Here is a 17,465-nt window from a genome sequence, read left to right as displayed (position 1 = left end):
CATCAACGGCTTGATCGAGCTCCACCGCCGCATCGCCCGCGGCTTCCGCAACCGCGAGAACTACCGACTACGCATGCTCCTCATCGGCGGAGGACTCACCCTCGACCCACCGCAGGTATGAAGAGCCCGTTTGGCCCCTCGATGACCTCTGTCACGGCTTCACCTGGCTCTTGCAAACCGGGGTGTGCGCCGGGGGCGGAGACGCAGGGGATGCAGGCCAATGCAAGGTCTCTCTCGCAAAGGTCGCCTTGATAGAGGGGGGCATTGAGCAGAACACTTTCATTGCGACCGGCAAACCTCTCCGCCGCTTTCCGGACGTCCGAGTTCCGGCCGGAACGGCGGAGTCGATCCAGCTCACGTTTCACGGCGGGCGGTGCTGCCAAACCCCCTTGAAAGAGCTCCCGAAGGTGCGTCATTCCACGAGGGACAGCTCCAAAGCAGAGCGCGTAGCTCGTGTCGACAAGGTGGGTGACTTCTCGCTGCATGGTGGCAACTACTCACTCAGTCGGGCAACATCGTCGTGGGCGACAAGCGCGCGGACCTCTGGCACCGTTCGCGCCACGTCGAGCTGCGCCCAGGCCTCGTCGGCAAAAAGAGGCCAGCCGTCCAGCTGGATTCGGACGCAATCTTCTGCTTCAGCGTCGATGGCAACCACGTCACCGCTAGGGCCATAGCAAACAACCGGGTTGACTGCATCGAGAGGAGCTACTGCCGAACCGATAAAGCGTGAGAGTGCTTCCGCCTTTTCATGAGGTGCATCCCAGGCAGACACTCCGGCTTCTTCAAGAATGTGCTGCAAGGCAGCCCTCCACCAACGCCGACCGAGAAAGCTCTTGCGTAACGGGCCGCTATATTTTGCCTGCTGTGAGGCAAGCAGAGTTTGGACGGCATCACTCCGGAAGGCCGCAACCTCGATGCCCATCAAATTTGCAGCGTACTCCTCATCAAGAACGAACGTCGGGTACGGAAGCACTCGTTGCGCCAACCATCTGAGATAGCTTCTTCCCGATGTTGACTTGGCAAGAGCACTCTGCGGTGGCCTGCAGTCATCGATCTGTGCACGGGCAAGGTCAGCCCATGCCCTAGCGCCAAGGCCCAACCATGAGTGGCCGTTGGCAGCAACGTCAATGCCGGTGATTGAGCGAGCGGCGGACGCCAGCTCTTCGACACGATCACCAAAGCCGGCCGGGCCTCCCTCAAACCGGAACACCCATTCGAGATCATGCATTGATGCTGTGAGTGGTTCCTGTCGAGACTCCGGAAGGCCTTCGGACAACCTGCCGAGGTCAGCGGTGAAGAGCGCGACAGCGAATCCCGGCGCACCAGAGCGGTCCGCGAGTCGGGCGCGGCTGCGTAGCGCTGCGGCGACAGCAAGTCCGTCCGAGTTGTGAAGGGCTGGCAGGTCGCTGACCAGTCCTTGAATCTTCGCTGCCCAGTCCTGGCCGAGATACTCATCCACGCAGATTAGATCGATGCCTTCAAGGCTGAAATCGTCGACGTCAAGCGGATGCAGAACCCGGAACTTCGCATCTCCTTGTGAAAGCAGGGTGTGCCGCCCTGGTGTGTCATCAATGACCAGGATCCGGACTTCATTGGATTTCATGCCGTGTCATACTTTCTCAGTTCTCAGGTAACCAAATTTCAACTGCAGTCGCCATGTCATTGCTTGGTTCGATAAAAGCGATCCGTCCCCCGTAGTCCTCAATAATCCGGCGAGTGAGTGTGAGTCCAAGCCCAAGCCCCTGTCCAAGCGTCTCGTCCATGTCGCTGGTCGTAGTCTCGAATGGACTGAACCATCGATCGCTCTTCGCCAGGTCGACTCTCGCGCCGGTGTTTTCGATGAGAAGCTGGATCCCGTCGTTGCTTTGAGTGCCTGAGAGTTTGATTTGTCGGGAGACGGACGCGTCACCGCTCGCGGCGGCTTTGACGGCGTTACTCAGAAGGTTCGTGAGAATGATGTTCGCCTCTGCTGAGAACATCGGCGGAGTGCGCAGACCAGACGGGAGCGACTCACTGATAGTCACATCCCGCCGTTGAGCCGCAGCCGAGAGCAGCCGCTTCGCCGTCGCCCACCTGTCACTGAGCAGCTGGCGGCTCCTCCGACGCCGCGATTCCGCACCGAACGAGTCTGCTAAGTAGACGGATTGACGCTCAAGTGTTGAGATCAGTTCGATCTGCGCACGTCGGATACGCTGTATGCGAGTGCGCGCTTCCATGGGGAGATCAAGGTCAAGCATATCGCCGAGCGCAGATTCCACGAGGCGAGCCTGACCGAGCAGACTATTCACCTCGTGGACGAAAGCCCCTAGCTGGGTGCCAAGGCTCGCGAGCACTCGCAGTTGCGCCTGTTCATCAGCAGCAGCCATCGACGCCGAGCCAATTTCATCAAGCACAACCTGGAGCACCTTGGCATGTAACTCTCGGTCTTCAGCAGGCAAAGAGGGACTACTGTCAATGCGCAACGCAGCCACCGAGTCGCGACCGACCTCGAGAAGCGTCCGCACCTCTTGGGCCGCCGTACGCGGCGTGGTCGGAGTGTGGAGTTGAGGACGCGTAGCGCGGTTGAGCAACTCAGCGCGCTGTGCCGCCGCTGCGGCAGCCTTCTCTGCCTCATCCCTTTCCTTCTGCCGCACACCGAGCGCAGCTCGCATGCGCGTGTTGATATTTACTGCCCGACTCATGATGTCGACGATCTGCTCGAAGTCATCGTTCGGGAGAAACCCTTCCCGGTTGACCACCATCTGTAAGTTTGCACTCGACTCATCATGCAGGAACACCGCCCCGAAATAAGAACGATTGGAGAGCCGATAAGTCTTCTCCTGGACCTTCGCTGCACGATTGTCGGCGCTGGGAAGTTCGTTCTCGAAGTCCCTCCCGAGTCGGAGTTCTTCACGCGAGCTATACGCGCGATCGATGCCCAACCAGTCGTTCCTCGCGGTTCCATAGGGCAGTACACGGAAGCCCTCCGAGTACAGCCGGATCCCGGCTGCCGAGTTCGCAAACGTCGTCAGCAAGTCCTTAAGTGCGCGTGGGAATGATTCGGTCCCCCGGACGAGAACTCGGCTCGTGAAGCGCGGTCCTGGCTGTTTTCTGACCCACGTGAACTCGCGCTGCTCTGCACCAGGGTGCTGCTTCTTGAGATTCCGGGATGGCGTGATTCGGTAGGAAACGACGTTTTCGTCGCGAGCGTCCACCTCGATTAGCCAGCCGATGTGCGCGAGCAGGGTCGGCCACTGCGACTCCGAGCCGGCAAACTCCCCAGACAGTTCGACGGTGAAGCCAGGGTCGTTTGAGTCGCTGTCTGCGGTCTCAAGCGTGGGCAATAAGAGCGGGTCATGGAACACCGTCGTTGGGAGCGGTGCCCACATCACCTCGTCCGGTCTCGTAGATCGCACCTCCGCGAGGAACTCATTTAGTTGACGTGTTGACCAATCGCTGTGGAGTCGCGAGATGGTCAACTCGGTCCCGCTGCCGATGGGCGATGGCCGTGTTCGGACGGCTTGAATCAGCTTGGTCTCATCGATACTTTTCTCGCTTGCTTCGATCTCGACCCAATTTATGTTCGCGATGACACCATTGGTGTCGGCTCGTCGTCCCAGCAGCCTATTGTCTGGAGTGGACTCTAGCGCGAGGCGCTCCCCCAGTTTATGCGCGGCCAACCGCCCGATCCCCTTCGCGCCGGTGTACTTGCGGCCGTAACGCGGGCTGCGGCGATGACCACCTTCTTTGCTTCGGCCAGCGATGCGGAGGAAGCTCTCGGTGAAGTCCTCGTAGCTCATTCCGTGACCATCGTCCCGCACAGAGATGAACCCGTGGTTTGCGAGCGACTCCCCATGGATCGTCACGGTTCGTGCATCCGCATCGTAGGCGTTCTTGATCAGCTCGACCAGTGCAGTGCTGTCGCGACCCACCAGAAGCGTGCCGAGTTCACGAAGAAGATGCGTGTCCACCGAGAAGGCAAGAGCGTCTGGTACAGACGTGTCTGAGTTCGGCATTCGGGTCCTTCGTCGCAGCGAGCTAGCCTCAGACTAGCGGAGATACGTCAACTATCCCGGTTGGGGGTACTGAACGTGCATGAGAGCTCGCGGACTGAGGCGGTGCAGTCCGTTCGCTTCGCGGGTGGCGCTCAGGGCAAGAGAACGCTGACCTTCTTCGCTCGTAAGCCACTCCAGGATGGCCTGGCGCTCATCTAGCGCCACCGAGTCCTTCCATGTCCATCCGAAGAGGTTGTTCGTAATGGAATGACCGGCGTTGTTGACGTGCACGTGATAGGAATCCCGGCCGAAGGACGAAAGGACCACATCAGGAATCCAGACCTCAGCCGACAGATCGAACCATCGCTCCCGCGACGCACACAGGTGCCTCTCGTTGATGCCGGCGCGCTCGGCGTCGGCGACCAGTTCGTCGATGGTCGCGTCGTCGCCTTGCTGATAGTCCCGAAGGTTCAGGAGTGTGGACGTTTCAACCACTGGCTGCGCAGGACCGCTGCCGGGGCGCATCCTCCGCACGATGTCTGTCCGCCACCGAGGATCAATGCCGTCCTTGTCTGCCTGTTCAACAGTTCGAACGAAGAACGAGTTCGCTCCAGTTGCGACTCCCCGAGTGAACCTTCCGTACTCGCTGAGCTCAGTGCCATCTGAACGGGCGAGTCTCGTCCGAATAGCGCTGTCCCTGATGAACGGAGACTCGTCTGATTGCTCTCGACCCAATATCGTCTGCGTAGCACCGAGCCAGTCGGTGATCATCAGTTGGTTTCTCCCCCCTATCGCTGGGCCGACCTCGACGACGACAGCGTCGACGATAGCCCCCTCGAACCTCCATGAGTCGGCGAGCCTGAGAGTGATCGCGCGGGAAGTCTGGTTGCGCACGTACGCGCGGAGGTTCTTTGCGTATGCTGCGCTCATCCACCCGGCTGGCACGATCAAACTCAGCCCGTCCTCGGGGCGGAGCTTCAAGAGGGAGATCGCGAGGAAGACTGTCGAGAGGTTTGCTCTCGCGCCCACAAGACCCTGGGTCGCCTCAAGGAGAACATCGCGATCCTCTCTCGGGATGAGCTGCCAGCGAGTGTAGGGTGGGTTGCCAAGGTAAAGAGTCGGTGGCCCCGGCTCTCTTGATGCCAGCCATGAAGGATAATCGCTCAGCACTAGGTCGGTGGTCTCATCGCCCAGCACTCGCAGCGCGACGGCTTGTAGACCAAGCGTGACCGGGTTGATGTCGACGGCTTTGATGTTTGCCGAACTCCAACGATCACGCGCCGCAGCTGAGAAAACCCCGACACCCGCACCGACGTCCACTACGCAACGGGGTGCCGGGTGACTTTCCGCGTACTCGGCAACCATGCGCGCGGCCGCCGCCGCTGGTGTGAAGAAGGTGCCTAGTGTGCGGCGATTGTCTGCCTTGACAATGTCGGCGTAGAGCGATGCGAGGTTAGTGAGAGCGCTCGCGCTCACGACCCGCTCAAAAGCGGCACGGACCTCACCAGGAACGCACACCTGTGACGACTTTGCCAGCGCCTGCGCGATCCGCGTGTGTCTACCCGAGCCCACAATCGCCTGCAGGATGAGCGCTGACAATCGTCCGAGGTGGGCTCCCTGGGTTTCCGTCACGCCGCTGAGTCCCTCAACGGAGAATGGAACCTCCGAATCCGCCGTCACCCATGCAAGCACGTCACTGTAGTCGGTGCAGCGGACCTCCGAGTACTGCGCCAGCCCCGTCCTTGAAGGGGCGATCATCGTTCCGCTCGTCAAACTGTCCTACCGCGAGCACGTCGAGTCGAAAACGGAGTCATGACATCAGACTACCCAGCGATAAGCAGCGGAGTGCAATCGCGGCTGCAGGGGACTCTGGAACGAGAGGAGCCACCCAGCCACGCCACAAACGACGAACACAACGTTTCTGCCAGCGCTTGCTTCGTACTGAGTAGTCCGGGCTCACGTTTCTGGCAAGGGTAGATCAGCAGGCAATCAAGCTCTTCTCAATGGGGGCACGAGGAGGTCTCCCAGTGGGTGGATCTGAGGTCACCTACTTGTCGCGCCGGATGCCAGTCAGGCATTCGAGCCCTGCGCCGGGTCTGGGAAGTCGATAGGGCTCGTAGGCGTCGAGGCGGATCGCGTGCAGCCCGCCGACTGTCGACACCGGGATCAAGTAGAAGTTGAGATCGCCATCGATGATGAAGAAGTCATCAATCTCATCGGGATCATAGGTGCGCCGCTCCCGTCGGGTCGTCGAAAGGTACACCGTGCGGGTTACCGGCTTCGCTGCGAGGGTGGTCTTGACCTGGACTCGCCTCATTCCGCCAGCTCCGTGAACGAGGAGGTCGTAGCGGCATGGCTCGAGCGGCCAGGACACCTCGTACCCACAGAGGGTGAACCATGCTGCAGCCAAGAGAGAGCCAGCGCGAGGAGGGTTGCGAATATTTGGCCGAAGAGTCTGAACATCGTCGGAGGGGCGACGGGCTCCAAGGAGGGAGACGTCAAGGCCAAGCCGTGCGGCATGGCCCTTGAGTAGCGCGGCGGCGGATCCGCCCCTCGGCCCGAGCCTATCGACCACCTCGCCCCAGGAACTCGACGCCCGGACCGCCTCAGCAAGCTGGGCTTCTGTCCACCGTCGCTGTCCGGTGAAATGCCCGTAGTCCGCTCCAAGACGGTCGGCGTGCGCACGGACTGATCTCATCGCTCCAGCCGAGGTGGCCACCATGCCGAGTTCCCGCAACACCCCACGCCACGAACTCGATGCTGCGACAGCTGCCAGCAGTTGAGCGTCCGCGTAGCTTCTCTTTCCGGCCATGGCATGACGCTACCGACGAGGTCCGACAGTCTCCTTCTGCACCGACCCAAAACACGACGAAGCCCTAGTGAGAAACACGTTCTCACTAGGGCTTTTACGTCGGGATGACAGGATTTGAACCTGCGACCCCTACACCCCCAGTGTAGTGCGCTACCAAGCTGCGCCACATCCCGATGGACCGTTTCCGATCCGAGAAAGAACTCTATCCCAAGGTCGGGCGGTCGGTCCAACCGAGCAGTTCCGAAGGTGTCCGGAGTCGTGACGGAACCAGCCGCCACAACTCCGGACGCCCCTCACAAGCGGCGAAGAAGCACCACCGAATCCTCCAGTTCGCCGGGCACACCGTCCGGCGAGGTGGCGGTTCGGGTACGGATCTCGGCGAACACCGTCTCCCACTCCCCCGGCTCAAGTTGCAGCATGGCCACCTCGTCGTGCGGGTCGATCGGACGGAAGGTCTTGAGGTGCTCCGGGTTGGCCCAGGGCGGCGGGGCGGCGTGGGCGGTGATCAGGAGGTGACCGCCAGGTCGAAGCAAGGCGGCTGCCCTGCGCAAGGCCGCAGCACGATCCAGCTCGACCGGCGACTGGAAGAAGCTCGCCGTGACCAGATCGAACTTGCCATCCAGGTCTGCGTCGGCCAGATCCTGCGCGAAGAAGGTCGCACGATCGTCGAGACCGCGCTCCTTGGCCGCGGCCTCGCCCCGGGAGGTGGCGGTGGGCGAAATGTCGATACCGACGGCCTTCCACCCCTGCTCGGCGAGCCAGATCACGTCGCCGCCCTCGCCACAGCCCAGGTCGAGCGCTCGCCCCGGCTCCAGATCGGACGCGATGCCCGCCAGCACGGCGTTCACCTTGCCCGACCACACCTGATCGCGCTCTCCATAGCGGGCCTCCCAGTACTCGGCCGGCGGGAGCGGAGAGTGATGGGAATGAGTAAGCGCCTGGGTGAAGTCCTGCTCGACGAGAGCGGCGTTCAGCATTCCGCCGACACTCGCCGCCGCGCCGACGGTCATGGCGACATTCATCCCGGGATTGGTCACGTTGCCCACTGCCCAGATCCACGGATGACTGGTCTTGCCCATGGCGTCGACCTTGAGGAAGCTGCCCATCGGGTACTCGGTGCGCTCGAGGTCGAAGCCCTGCACCAGTTCGTCGTTCGGGCGGGACGCCGGCGTGACGAACAGCGCATCCAGAGGAACCTCGCCCTCTGCGGTGCGCACGGCGGTCAGCGCGTCGTCCACGACGACCACCCCCTGGACGCCGCCCTTCACGACCTTCATGCCCCGAGCCGCAAAGGCGACCTGCTCGTCGGCTGGGATCTCTTGGCCGTCGGCGACGAAGAGGGTGACGTCGTCGCTCCACTGGCGCACGAGCTTGGCCACATGCAGCCCCATCGGCGAGGTGATCAGCACACCCAGACGCTGGCCGCCGAACTCGTAGCCATGGCAGTACGGGCAATGGATCACATCGATGCCCCAACGTTCGCGCAGACCTGGAACGTCGGGAAGTTCGTCGGTCACGCCGGTGGCCAGCACCAGGGCGCGCGCCGTCACTGTCCTGCCCTGCAACTCGACGGTGAAACCCCCGTCGTAGCTCACGCCCGAGACTTCTGCGTCGACGATCTCCGCTCCAAAGACCCGCACCTCGTCGCGCCCCTTGCGCAGCAGATCCAGCGGGTTGGTTCCCTCCTGCCCCAGGAAGGAGTGCATGTGGTAGGCGAAGCGGTTGCGCGGCAGGCCCAAGTCCACGATCAGCACCCGCCGACGGGCGCGCGCCAGCGTCAGCCCGGTCGCCAGTCCGCCGACTCCTCCGCCGATGATGATCACGTCGTATGTGTTGTCCATGCAGGTATTCCACGTCCATACTGATGGGGAAGCAAATCCTTTTGCAGAATTGGCAAACTATGACTGATGAACTCCGCTTGATCGGGCCCAGACTGAGGGCCGCCCGTCGCGCCCGTGGGCTGACCCTCGAAGAACTCTCGGAGCGCACCTCCATCTCTGTGAGCACGCTCTCGAGGCTCGAGGCCGGCAAGCGCCAGGCCAGCCTGGAGCTGTTGGTGCCCGTCACCCGTCAGCTCGGCATTCGCATCGACGACCTGATCGACAACGCCCCGCGCGATCCCCGGGTGCGCCGCCCGGTGCTGCGGATGAACGGGATGATCGTCGCTCCGTTGTCTCCTGAGGGCTCGCCTGTGTCCACCTACAAGATCACCTATCCCCCGCGTCAGGCCAAGCCCGAGCCCCGCACCCATGAGGGACAGGAGTGGCTGTACGTGCTGTCGGGGTCTCTGAGGTTGCAGCTAGGCGGCGAGGAGGTCGTGCTGCAGGCGGGAGAGGCGGCGCAGTTCGACACCCAGATCCCCCACGCGATGAGCGCCGAGGGAGGCAAGGCTGCTGAGGTGCTCAGCATCTTCGGCGCCGAGGGCTTCCGGTTGCATACCCAGCAGAGTGGGGAGTAGCGGGAGATCACGGTCATTGAGATGCGAGCGTGCGAGCCTCGAAACGGCCCAGCCGGGCGCCGAGGGATAGTCCCTGCCCGAGGTTGCGCTCTTTTCGAGGCTCCGCTGCGCTCCGCACCTCAAAGAGCGTAGATAACTCAAAGAGCGTAGATAATCAGTGGCGCGCACAGGCCCAGCAGGATCACCAGGTTGAGGCGGGAGTGTTCCATCAGGATGGCGGCGAACTCGCGGATCATCGCGCTCGGCCAGTAGTAGCGGGCCGTCTTGGCGCCCACGGCATAGCCGGGCAGACCGGCCTTGCGCATGATGATCGCGGCACGGAACGCGTGATAGTCGCTCGTCGCGGCGGCGATGCGCGTGACCCCTTCCGGACGACGCTCAGCAAGGACCACCGACGAATAGCGCAGGTTCTCGTCGGTGTCCGTCGACTTGGCCTCCAACGCCAGCTGACCGGTATCGAACTCGCGCTCGACGAGGTAGCGCGACATGGCCTCGGCCTCCGAGATCTTCTCGTCGGCACCCTGACCACCAGAGACGATCAGCAGCGGATCGCGACCCGCCGCCTTCGACTTCTCGAACACCTCGCGTCCCTTGTCGATCCGCTTAGCCAGCAGCGGGCTCACCCGCTCGCCACCCAGGAGGCCGGCGCCGAGCACGACGACGGCATCGACCGGGTCGCCGAAGCGGTCGGCGATCGCCGTATACAGCGTCGAATACAGCAGGAACGCGACGAACAGGAAGGCGAGATACGTGGCCGGCAGCCCCGTGAAGATCAACCAGGGCACCACGTCGTAAAGGCCGAACACCAGCGTCACGACGCCGGCGGCCAGGTAGGCCACGATCAACGCTCCGACGGTTCCGGTGATCCGGGCAGGGAGCCCGCGCCCCTCCTTGCGGAACATCACGACGGTGTTCCAGATCAAGAACACGCCCAGCGTCGCCACCAGGAGCAGCATCACCACGACGACGGCCATCAACAGCAGGCCGGCGAACATCGTGCCGACCCCTTGATCGGTGAGGTTGATCAGAGCGCTGAAGCCCCGCAGCAGCAGATCGCTGACCAGCACAGCCAGCAGGATGCCCAGCCCGAAGCGTCGCGGCTCCCGACGCACGCCGATCGCGAAGCCGACCGCCAGGACAAAGGTGATGAACCCGCCGAACACCCCGCTACCTCAGCGACGCTCGGAGTGCTTGGCGCGCGCCCTCACCTCGATATGCACCGGCGAGCCGACGAAGCCGAAGTCCTCGCGCAGACGCCGCTCGACGAAGCGCGTGTACTGCGGATCGAGCTGGCCGCTGGTGAACAGCACGAACGTGGGCGGGCAGGCCTGGGCCTGGGTGCCGAACAGGATGCGGGGCTGCTTGCCGCCACGAACCGGGTGCGGATGCGAGGCCGCGATGCGCCCGAGGAAGGAGTTGAGCTTGCCGGTGGAGATCCGGGTCTCCCAGCCAGCGGCCGCCGCCTCGATCGCCTTCGACAGCTTGTCGACGTTGCGACCGGTCAGCGCCGAGATGTTCACGGTGGGCGCCCAACGGAAGGCGACCAGGTCGCGCTCGATCTCGCGCTCCAGGTAGCGGCGGCGCTCGTCGTCGGTGAGATCCCACTTGTTGAACGCGATGACGAGGGCGCGTCCCATCTCCTCGATGTCGCTGAGGATGCGCAGATCCTGGTCGCTGACCGGCTCGGAGGCGTCGATCACCATCACGCACACCTCGGCGCGCTCGATGGCGGCCTGGGTGCGCAGGCTGGCGTAGAACTCGTGCCCGGAGGCCTGCTTCACGCGCTTGCGGATGCCGGCGGTGTCGATCAGCCGGTACACCTGGCCGCCCACCTCGACGATCTCGTCGACCGGGTCGACGGTGGTGCCGGAGATGTCGGACACGACCACGCGCTGCTGCTGGGCCAGCTTGTTGAGCAGCGACGACTTGCCGACGTTGGGCTTGCCGACGATGGCCACGCGACGCGGCCCGGCCTCCTCGACCTCCGCCTCGCGCGGAGCCTCCGGGAGCGCGTCGAGCAGTGCGTCGAGCAGGTCGCCGGAGCCGCGACCGTGCAGGGCCGAGACCGGGTACGGCTCGCCCAGGCCGAGGTTCCACATGGTGGCGGCCATCATCTCGGTCTGCTGGTTGTCGACCTTGTTCGCGGCCAGCACGACGGGTTTGCTGGATCGACGCAGCACGCGCACGACGGCCTCGTCCTCGTCGAGGGTGCCGACGGTGGCGTCGACGACGAACAACACCGCGTCGGCCGTGGAGATGGCCAGCTCGGCCTGCTCAGCGATCTGGGCAGCCATGCCCTGGGCGTCGGACACCCAGCCGCCGGTGTCGACCAGCACGAACTCGCGGCCGTTCCAGTTGGCGTCGTAGGAGACCCGGTCGCGCGTCACGCCCGGGGTGTCCTGGACGACGGCCTCGCGCCGACCCAGAATGCGGTTGACCAGAGTGGACTTTCCGACGTTGGGTCGCCCCACCACCGCCACCACCGGCTTGATGATCGTCTCTTCCCCAGTGGTTTCTTCGCTCACAACGCTTCCCTTCGTCCACAGCCCGCGTCTCCCGACGCAGCGACGGCTCAGTCTACCTATCTTTGGTCAACCGACCGCCTCGCGAGGGTCGCGGCCTCCCTTCGTCGCGGAGGCGTCAACCTCGGGGCAGCAGGGCGATGATGGCGTCGACCACCTCGTCGGGGGTCAGGAAGGTGGAGTCGATCACGGTGACGCCCTCGGCCGCCTCGGTGAAGTTGACCACCGTCGAGTCGTCACGGTCGCGGCGCAGCACCTGGTCGGTGACGGCGGCCTGGTCGGCCTTGTCGCCCACCTCCGCGGCCCGACGGGCAACCCGTGCGGCCGGGTCGGCCACCAGCAGCACGCGGGCGTCGGCGTCGGGAGCGACGACGGTGGTGATGTCGCGACCTTCCACGACGATCCGACGGTCGTGCTCGGCGATGACGCGACGCATCTGGTCGATCAGCAGCGCTCGCACGTCGGTGTTGGTGGCCACCTCGGAGACGGCGGCGGCGATCCGAGGCTCGCGGATCTCGGCGGAGACGTCGCGACCATTCACGGCGATGGTGGGCGCCGCCGGATCGGTGCCCACCTCGATGGAGGTGCTGGCGATCAGCTCCGTCATCGCCGCAGCATCCGCACCGCCCTCGGGGAACGCCTCGCGGTAGCGCACCGTCGCCGCCCGATACATCGAGCCGGTGTCCAGGTAGCCCAGCCCCAGCCGGGTGGCGAGCAGCTTCGAGGTGGTCGACTTGCCCGAGCCGCTCGGCCCGTCGATCGCAACCAGAACGGATTCAGCCATGGGTTTCCTCACTCTTTCCTCGTGCTGGACCAGGCGGCCCAGCCCTTGTCCACCAGATGCGAGCGCAGCCGTTCGGCCATCTCGCTCTCGACGGTGATCGACAGATAACCGACATTGCGCACGGGGTCGTGCGTCAGATCGAAGTCCTCGACGTTGAAGCCGGCCTTGCCGATGTCGGTGAACAGGCGGCCGAGCGCGCGCGGCTCGTCGGGGATCTCGACGGTGACGCTCCACACGTCCAACGGCTGCCGGCCGTGCTTGACCAGCAGCGCATGGGCGCCCGCCTGCCCCAGGCCGAGGAAGCTCTCCAGCTTCTCAGGCTGGTCGAGCACCCCCATCAGGTACTGGAGATCCTCGGCCACCTCCTCCAGCTCCGCGCGCACGGCGGCCGAGTTGGCCGTCAGGATCTGCCGCCAGAGCCCCGGATCGGAGCCGGCGATGCGCGTCACGTCGCGAATCCCCTGCCCAGCCAGCCGCAGGTTCTCTCCCGGCACCGCGCGCAGATGGCTGGCCGTGAGAATGCTCATCAGGTGTGGCACATGGCTCACCTGGGCTACGGCCTCGTCATGCGCATCGGGCGCCATCACGACGACGCGCGCGCCGGAGGCCTCGGCCATCCGGGTGATCATCGCGACATCCGACTCGGCGTTGCCCTCGACGGGGGTGACCACCCAGGTGCGCTCGACGAACAGGTCGGCCGAGGCGGTCATCGGCCCCGTGAACTGCGAACCGGCCATGGGGTGCGACGGCACATACCGTGCGGCGTGCGGCGTGCGCTGAGCGACATCGGCCACCAGCTGCGCCTTCACCGACCCCACGTCGGTGACCACCGCCTTGGGAAAACGCTCCAGGCATTGCACGACGACGCCCGGGATCGAAGCCGGCGGCGTCGCAGCCACGACGATGTCGACGTGCGTGCCGGGATCGCCCACCCGGCCGGCTCCGAGTTCGGCCGCCACGAGAGCATGGGATGCCGCGGTGTCCCACAGCACGACGTCGTAGCCCGCGCGCACGAGGGCGAGGCCCAGCGACGACCCCACCAGCCCCGCGCCGACGATCAGAACCCGGGCCGCGCTCTGCCCGTCACTCATCGGTGGCTTCACGCAGCGCGGCGACCTCGTCGGCCGGAAGCCGGCGGAAGGTGCGCCGGAGCCGGCTGTTGCGGTCGAGAACAGCCACTTCGAGATGCGACGCGGCCAGCGCCTCCGAGCCTCCCAGGGCGCGGGCTGCCGTCGCGATGGCCTCTGTCAGCGGCGCGTCCGGGCGATGGGACGCGCGCAGCCGCGACGCCACCTGCTCGGCCTCGCCACCGATCACGGCGCTCTGGGCATGGTCGGTGATCACGCCGTCGTAGGCGACCCGGTAGATCACATCCGCCTCCGGCGTCAGTCCGAGTTCGCCGACCAGCAACTCCACTTCGAAGGGCTTCTCGCTGCCCGACGAGAAGGCGCCGCCGAGCAGCTGCGAGTAGGAGACGGCAAGACTGCGGCCGGACACGTCGGAGCGGTCGTAGGAGTAGCCGCGCAGATCGGCCTGGCGGATGCCGGCGATGCGCAGCGCCTCGAACTCGTGGTACCTGCCGACGGCGCCAAAGCCGATCCGGTCGTAGATCTCGGAGATCTTGTGCAGCGTGGTGGACAGGTTCTCGGCCACCATCGCGATGCCGTCCTGGTAGCGCAGCATGGCGACGGAGCGGCCGCGCGCGATGCCCTTGCGCGCGAACTCCGCCCGGTCCTGCATCAGCTGCTCGGGCGAGATGTAGCCAAAAGGCGTGCTCACAGCGCGGTCCCCCTCGGTCCCTCGGGCCGGACCTTGCGGCCGGTGACGATGCGTTCGGCCAACTCACGCACGCCGTCGTCCTCCCACTTGACGACGCCGTCGGCCGAGGCGCGCATCACGACCGGGAAGATGCCGCGGGTGACGTCGAGGCCAGAGGTGGCGGAGTCGTCGTCGGCCGCGTCGAACAGCGACTGCAGCAGCGCCGCGACCGCCGTGAACTCGTCGGCCTCAGGATCGTGCATCTTCTTCAGCGACCCGCGCGCGAAGGACGCGCCGGAGCCGATCGCGCAGAAGTCCTGCTCCTCGTAACGCCCGCCGGTGGCGTCGTAGGAGAACAGCCGGCCGCGGCCGGCGCGCTCGTCCCAGCCCACGAACAGCGGCAGCACCATCAGGCCCTGCATGGCCTGCGGAAGATTGGCCCGCAGCAGCGCGCCCAGCCGGTTGGCCTTGCCCTCGAAGCTCAGGCTCACGCCCTCGATCTTCTCGAAGTGCTCCAGCTCCACCTGGAACAGCCGCACCAGTTCGACGGCGGTGCCCGCGGATCCGGCCACGCCGATGATCGACGAGTCGTCGGCCCCGAACACCTTCTCGATATCGCGCAGCGCGATCACCGAGCCCATCGTCGCGCGCCGGTCGCCCGCCATCACCACGCCGTCGCGATATCGCGCCGCGATGATGGTGGTGCCGTGAGGCGCGAGCTCGCTCGCCGGCACGGACAGCCGGTGATCGGGCATCGCGCGCCCCAGGAACTCGGCGAAGGACGACGTGTTCGCGTCGAGGGAGGGCCCCAAAAGGCCCCGCAGCTGATCGGCCATGGCCTCGCTTTCTATCTGAGTCACCCCGACGATAGCCCACCCGACCGACAGGACGCGCGCCGCCTCACACACCTCCACGAGGCAGTAGCGCCGACGTGCCTATAGTGGGCGCCATGAAGCGCATCGTGCCCATCGCCATCGACCTGATCGCCGTCCTGCTGTTCGCCATCAACGGCCGAGCCAGCCACGGCGAGACGCTCGACGTCGCGGGCATCTTCGGCACCTTCTGGCCGTTCGGCGCGGCCCTCGCCGTGGGCTGGGCCGTCGTCGTGCTGCTCGGCAAGGTCGGGCTAGGACTGCGTGAGTTCCTCATCATCTGGCTCGTCACCGTCGCCGGCGGGATGTCCCTTCGCATCGCCTCCGGCGGCGGAACCGCCCTGCCGTTCGTGATCGTGACGACCCTGGTGTTGGGTCTGTTCCTCGGCGGCTGGCGGCTCATCACCCATCTGGCCGGCCGCCGCAAGAACCGCGCCTAGGTGGCGATGTTGGCGGGGCGCGGACCGGTGTAGTCGGGGCCGTAGGCGCCGGGAGCCGGGCGACGCTTACGCATCGGCGGAGTGTTACCGGGGGCCATCCGACGGGTGTGGATCAGGAAGCCGGTGTGACCGCTGGTGCCGTGGCCCGGGCGGATGGCCAAGCCCTCGGCGTGCCATTCGCGAATGCTGATCTCGACGCCCGACGGCTCGGTGAAGCCGCCGTGCGCACGCAGAGTGTCCATGGTGCGACCGAGCTGGGTGGTCGTCGCGACGTAGCAGCACAGGATGCCGCCGGGCACCAGGCGCTCGCCGACGGCGTCAATGCACTCCCACGGTGCCAGCATGTCCAGGATGGCGCGGTCGATGGGCTCGTCGGCGATCACCTCGACCAGGTCGCCGACGGTCACCTCCCACGCCGGGTGCGGCCCGCCGAGGAAGGTCTCGACGTTTTTCATGGCCACGTCCGCGAACTGCTGGCGCCGTTCATAGGAGTGGAGGCGCCCCTCGGGGCCGATCGCCCGCAGCATCGCCAGGCTGAGCGCGCCGGAACCGACGCCGGCCTCCAGCACGCGAGCACCCGGGAAGATGTCGGTCCACATCAGGATCTGAGCCGCGTCCTTCGGGTAGATCACCGCCGCATCGCGAGGCATCGAGACCATGTACTCGTTCAGGATCGGGCGCATCACCAGGTACTCGGCACCGCCGGCGGCCTTCACCGTGACGGCTTCGGGTCCGCCGATCATGTCGTCGTGCTTGATCGCGCCACGAGACGTGTGCCACTCCGCGCCCTCGCGGAGCACGATCGACTTGCGTCGTCCCTTGCCGTCAGTGAGCGTCACGCGCTCGCCCGGCTGCAGATTGCCGCTCTTCACACCAGAAAGATTCATACTTGGTCGTCCCGTCGTCGAGTCAGCGCACAAGTATGCCGGATAACGGCGGTGACCGTCTGTGGCTGGGCTACTGCGGATTCTCGCGCTGGGTCTTTTCGAGGCTGCGGCTTCGGGGCTCGTTCCTCGCCCGGAGCCTACGCACCTCAAAGAGCGTCATCAGTGCTTCGCGCTCGTCCTGAATGTCGAGGCTGCGGCTTCGGGGCTCGTTCCTCGCCCGGAGCCTCCGCACCTCAAAGACCGTGGTGATCCCCCGCGCCTCGGAGAGCGTGAGGTGGGTGGGTCACTTCAGGGTGCGCCAGGCGTCGAGGAGGTCGGGCCAGGTGGTGCCGGTCAGGCGGTTGTGGTTGATCCGCACCCCGGGCTGTTCCGTCATCTCGATCATCGGGACGGGCACGGCGTAGACGACGGCGCCGGCGGCACGACCGGAGGCGACGCCGGGGATGGAGTCCTCGACCACGAGGCACTCCTCCGGCGCGACGCCGAGGCGTTCCATCGCCGTCTGATAGGCCTCGGGGTGCGGCTTGTGGTTGGTCACGTCGTTGGCGGTCACGATCGTCTTGACGTGCCGCTCGAGATGCGGACGGGCGGCCTCCAGGATCCGGCTGCTGCTCGCCGTCACGACCGCCATCCGGACACCGCGCCCCGCCACGTCCTCCAGCAGCTCGCGGGCGCCGTCGATCCAGGGCAGCTCTTGAGCCAGCCTCGCGCCGACGTACTCCTCGACGCCGTCTGCCAGCTCTCGCCACAGCTCCTCGTCGCCCAAGGCCCTTGCCATGGCTCGCGCCGTGTTCTCCATCGACTGACCGACGAAGGACGCGTTGTGCTCACTCCCCCAGGCGACGCCGCGCCCGCGCATGACCACCTGCTCGCCCTGCGCCCAGATGGGCTCGCTGTCGATCAGGGTTCCGTCGAAGTCCCACAGCACGGCTTTCGGCATAGGCAGAGTCATGCCCGA

At 65.3% G+C, this 17,465-nt stretch carries 14 protein-coding genes, 1 tRNA gene and 1 pseudogene; 2 read left to right on the top strand and 14 right to left on the bottom strand.

The features are described from left to right. Positions 1-493: 493 nt before the first annotated feature. From P0D62_RS16780 to P0D62_RS16755, 6 genes are all read right to left on the bottom strand, one after another. Positions 494-1,603, bottom strand: coding sequence for a hypothetical protein (locus tag P0D62_RS16780; protein ID WP_275703696.1), 1,110 nt, complete (start codon positions 1,601-1,603; stop codon positions 494-496). A 16-nt stretch (positions 1,604-1,619) separates the two neighbouring features. Continuing rightward, positions 1,620-3,995 carry a sensor histidine kinase gene (locus P0D62_RS16775; protein ID WP_275703695.1) on the bottom strand — a complete coding sequence of 792 codons (2,376 nt, stop codon included), beginning with the start codon at positions 3,993-3,995 and terminating at the stop codon, positions 1,620-1,622. Between the two features lie 51 nt (positions 3,996-4,046). Continuing rightward, complete coding sequence (locus P0D62_RS16770) at positions 4,047-5,732, bottom strand: Eco57I restriction-modification methylase domain-containing protein (protein ID WP_275703694.1); 1,686 nt, start codon at positions 5,730-5,732, stop codon at positions 4,047-4,049. A 289-nt stretch (positions 5,733-6,021) separates the two neighbouring features. After that, complete coding sequence (locus tag P0D62_RS16765) at positions 6,022-6,672, bottom strand: group I intron-associated PD-(D/E)XK endonuclease (protein WP_275703697.1); 651 nt, start codon at positions 6,670-6,672, stop codon at positions 6,022-6,024. A 213-nt stretch (positions 6,673-6,885) separates the two neighbouring features. After that, positions 6,886-6,959: transfer RNA gene (locus P0D62_RS16760), tRNA-Pro, on the bottom strand. A gap of 120 nt (positions 6,960-7,079) precedes the next feature. After that, on the bottom strand, positions 7,080-8,627 hold the full coding sequence (locus tag P0D62_RS16755; RefSeq protein WP_275703693.1) for an FAD-dependent oxidoreductase: 1,548 nt from the start codon (positions 8,625-8,627) through the stop codon (positions 7,080-7,082). Between the two features lie 59 nt (positions 8,628-8,686). Between P0D62_RS16755 and P0D62_RS16750 the strand changes: the two genes are divergently transcribed. Beyond that, on the top strand, positions 8,687-9,244 hold the full coding sequence (locus tag P0D62_RS16750; RefSeq protein WP_275703692.1) for a helix-turn-helix domain-containing protein: 558 nt from the start codon (positions 8,687-8,689) through the stop codon (positions 9,242-9,244). A gap of 137 nt (positions 9,245-9,381) precedes the next feature. Here P0D62_RS16750 and P0D62_RS16745 read toward each other — a convergent pair whose 3' ends face one another. The 6 genes from P0D62_RS16745 to prcB all read right to left on the bottom strand — a co-directional run bounded on the left by P0D62_RS16745 (position 9,382) and on the right by prcB (position 15,144). Then, complete coding sequence (locus tag P0D62_RS16745; RefSeq protein WP_275703691.1) at positions 9,382-10,407, bottom strand: YdcF family protein; 1,026 nt, start codon at positions 10,405-10,407, stop codon at positions 9,382-9,384. 9 nt (positions 10,408-10,416) lie between these two features. Beyond that, positions 10,417-11,769, bottom strand: coding sequence for a ribosome biogenesis GTPase Der (gene der, locus P0D62_RS16740; RefSeq protein WP_275703690.1), 1,353 nt, complete (start codon positions 11,767-11,769; stop codon positions 10,417-10,419). A 115-nt stretch (positions 11,770-11,884) separates the two neighbouring features. Next, positions 11,885-12,550 carry a (d)CMP kinase gene (gene cmk, locus P0D62_RS16735; RefSeq protein ID WP_275703689.1) on the bottom strand — a complete coding sequence of 222 codons (666 nt, stop codon included), beginning with the start codon at positions 12,548-12,550 and terminating at the stop codon, positions 11,885-11,887. An 8-nt stretch (positions 12,551-12,558) separates the two neighbouring features. Further along, entirely contained in the window at positions 12,559-13,641 is a 1,083-nt protein-coding gene (locus P0D62_RS16730; protein WP_275703688.1) for a prephenate dehydrogenase, read from the bottom strand. Continuing rightward, positions 13,634-14,329, bottom strand: coding sequence for a proteasome subunit alpha (prcA, locus tag P0D62_RS16725; RefSeq protein WP_275703687.1), 696 nt, complete (start codon positions 14,327-14,329; stop codon positions 13,634-13,636). The genes P0D62_RS16730 and prcA overlap by 8 nt, the downstream gene beginning before the upstream one ends. Continuing rightward, complete coding sequence (gene prcB / locus P0D62_RS16720) at positions 14,326-15,144, bottom strand: proteasome subunit beta (RefSeq protein WP_275703686.1); 819 nt, start codon at positions 15,142-15,144, stop codon at positions 14,326-14,328. The genes prcA and prcB overlap by 4 nt, the downstream gene beginning before the upstream one ends. Before the next feature lie 113 nt (positions 15,145-15,257). Between prcB and P0D62_RS16715 the strand changes: the two genes are divergently transcribed. Beyond that, a complete protein-coding gene (locus P0D62_RS16715) occupies positions 15,258-15,620 on the top strand; it encodes a DUF3054 domain-containing protein (protein WP_275703685.1) in 363 nt (120 codons plus the stop codon). Here the strand turns inward: P0D62_RS16715 and P0D62_RS16710 are convergent. Together P0D62_RS16710 and P0D62_RS16705 are read right to left on the bottom strand one after the other, a co-directional pair. Beyond that, a pseudogene (locus P0D62_RS16710) lies at positions 15,617-16,513 on the bottom strand (tRNA (adenine-N1)-methyltransferase); the annotation flags it as partial. The gene P0D62_RS16715 and the pseudogene P0D62_RS16710 overlap by 4 nt on opposite strands. A gap of 277 nt (positions 16,514-16,790) precedes the next feature. Continuing rightward, positions 16,791-17,459: an HAD family hydrolase gene (locus tag P0D62_RS16705; protein WP_275703684.1), complete on the bottom strand. Its 669-nt coding sequence runs from the start codon at positions 17,457-17,459 to the stop codon at positions 16,791-16,793. Positions 17,460-17,465 lie beyond the last annotated feature (6 nt).

The organism is Tessaracoccus caeni (assembly GCF_029211185.1).
Classification (GTDB): domain Bacteria; phylum Actinomycetota; class Actinomycetes; order Propionibacteriales; family Propionibacteriaceae; genus Arachnia; species Arachnia caeni.
Note: the sequence above shows the minus strand (reverse complement) of the source record. Positions and strands in the feature narration are given on the sequence as shown.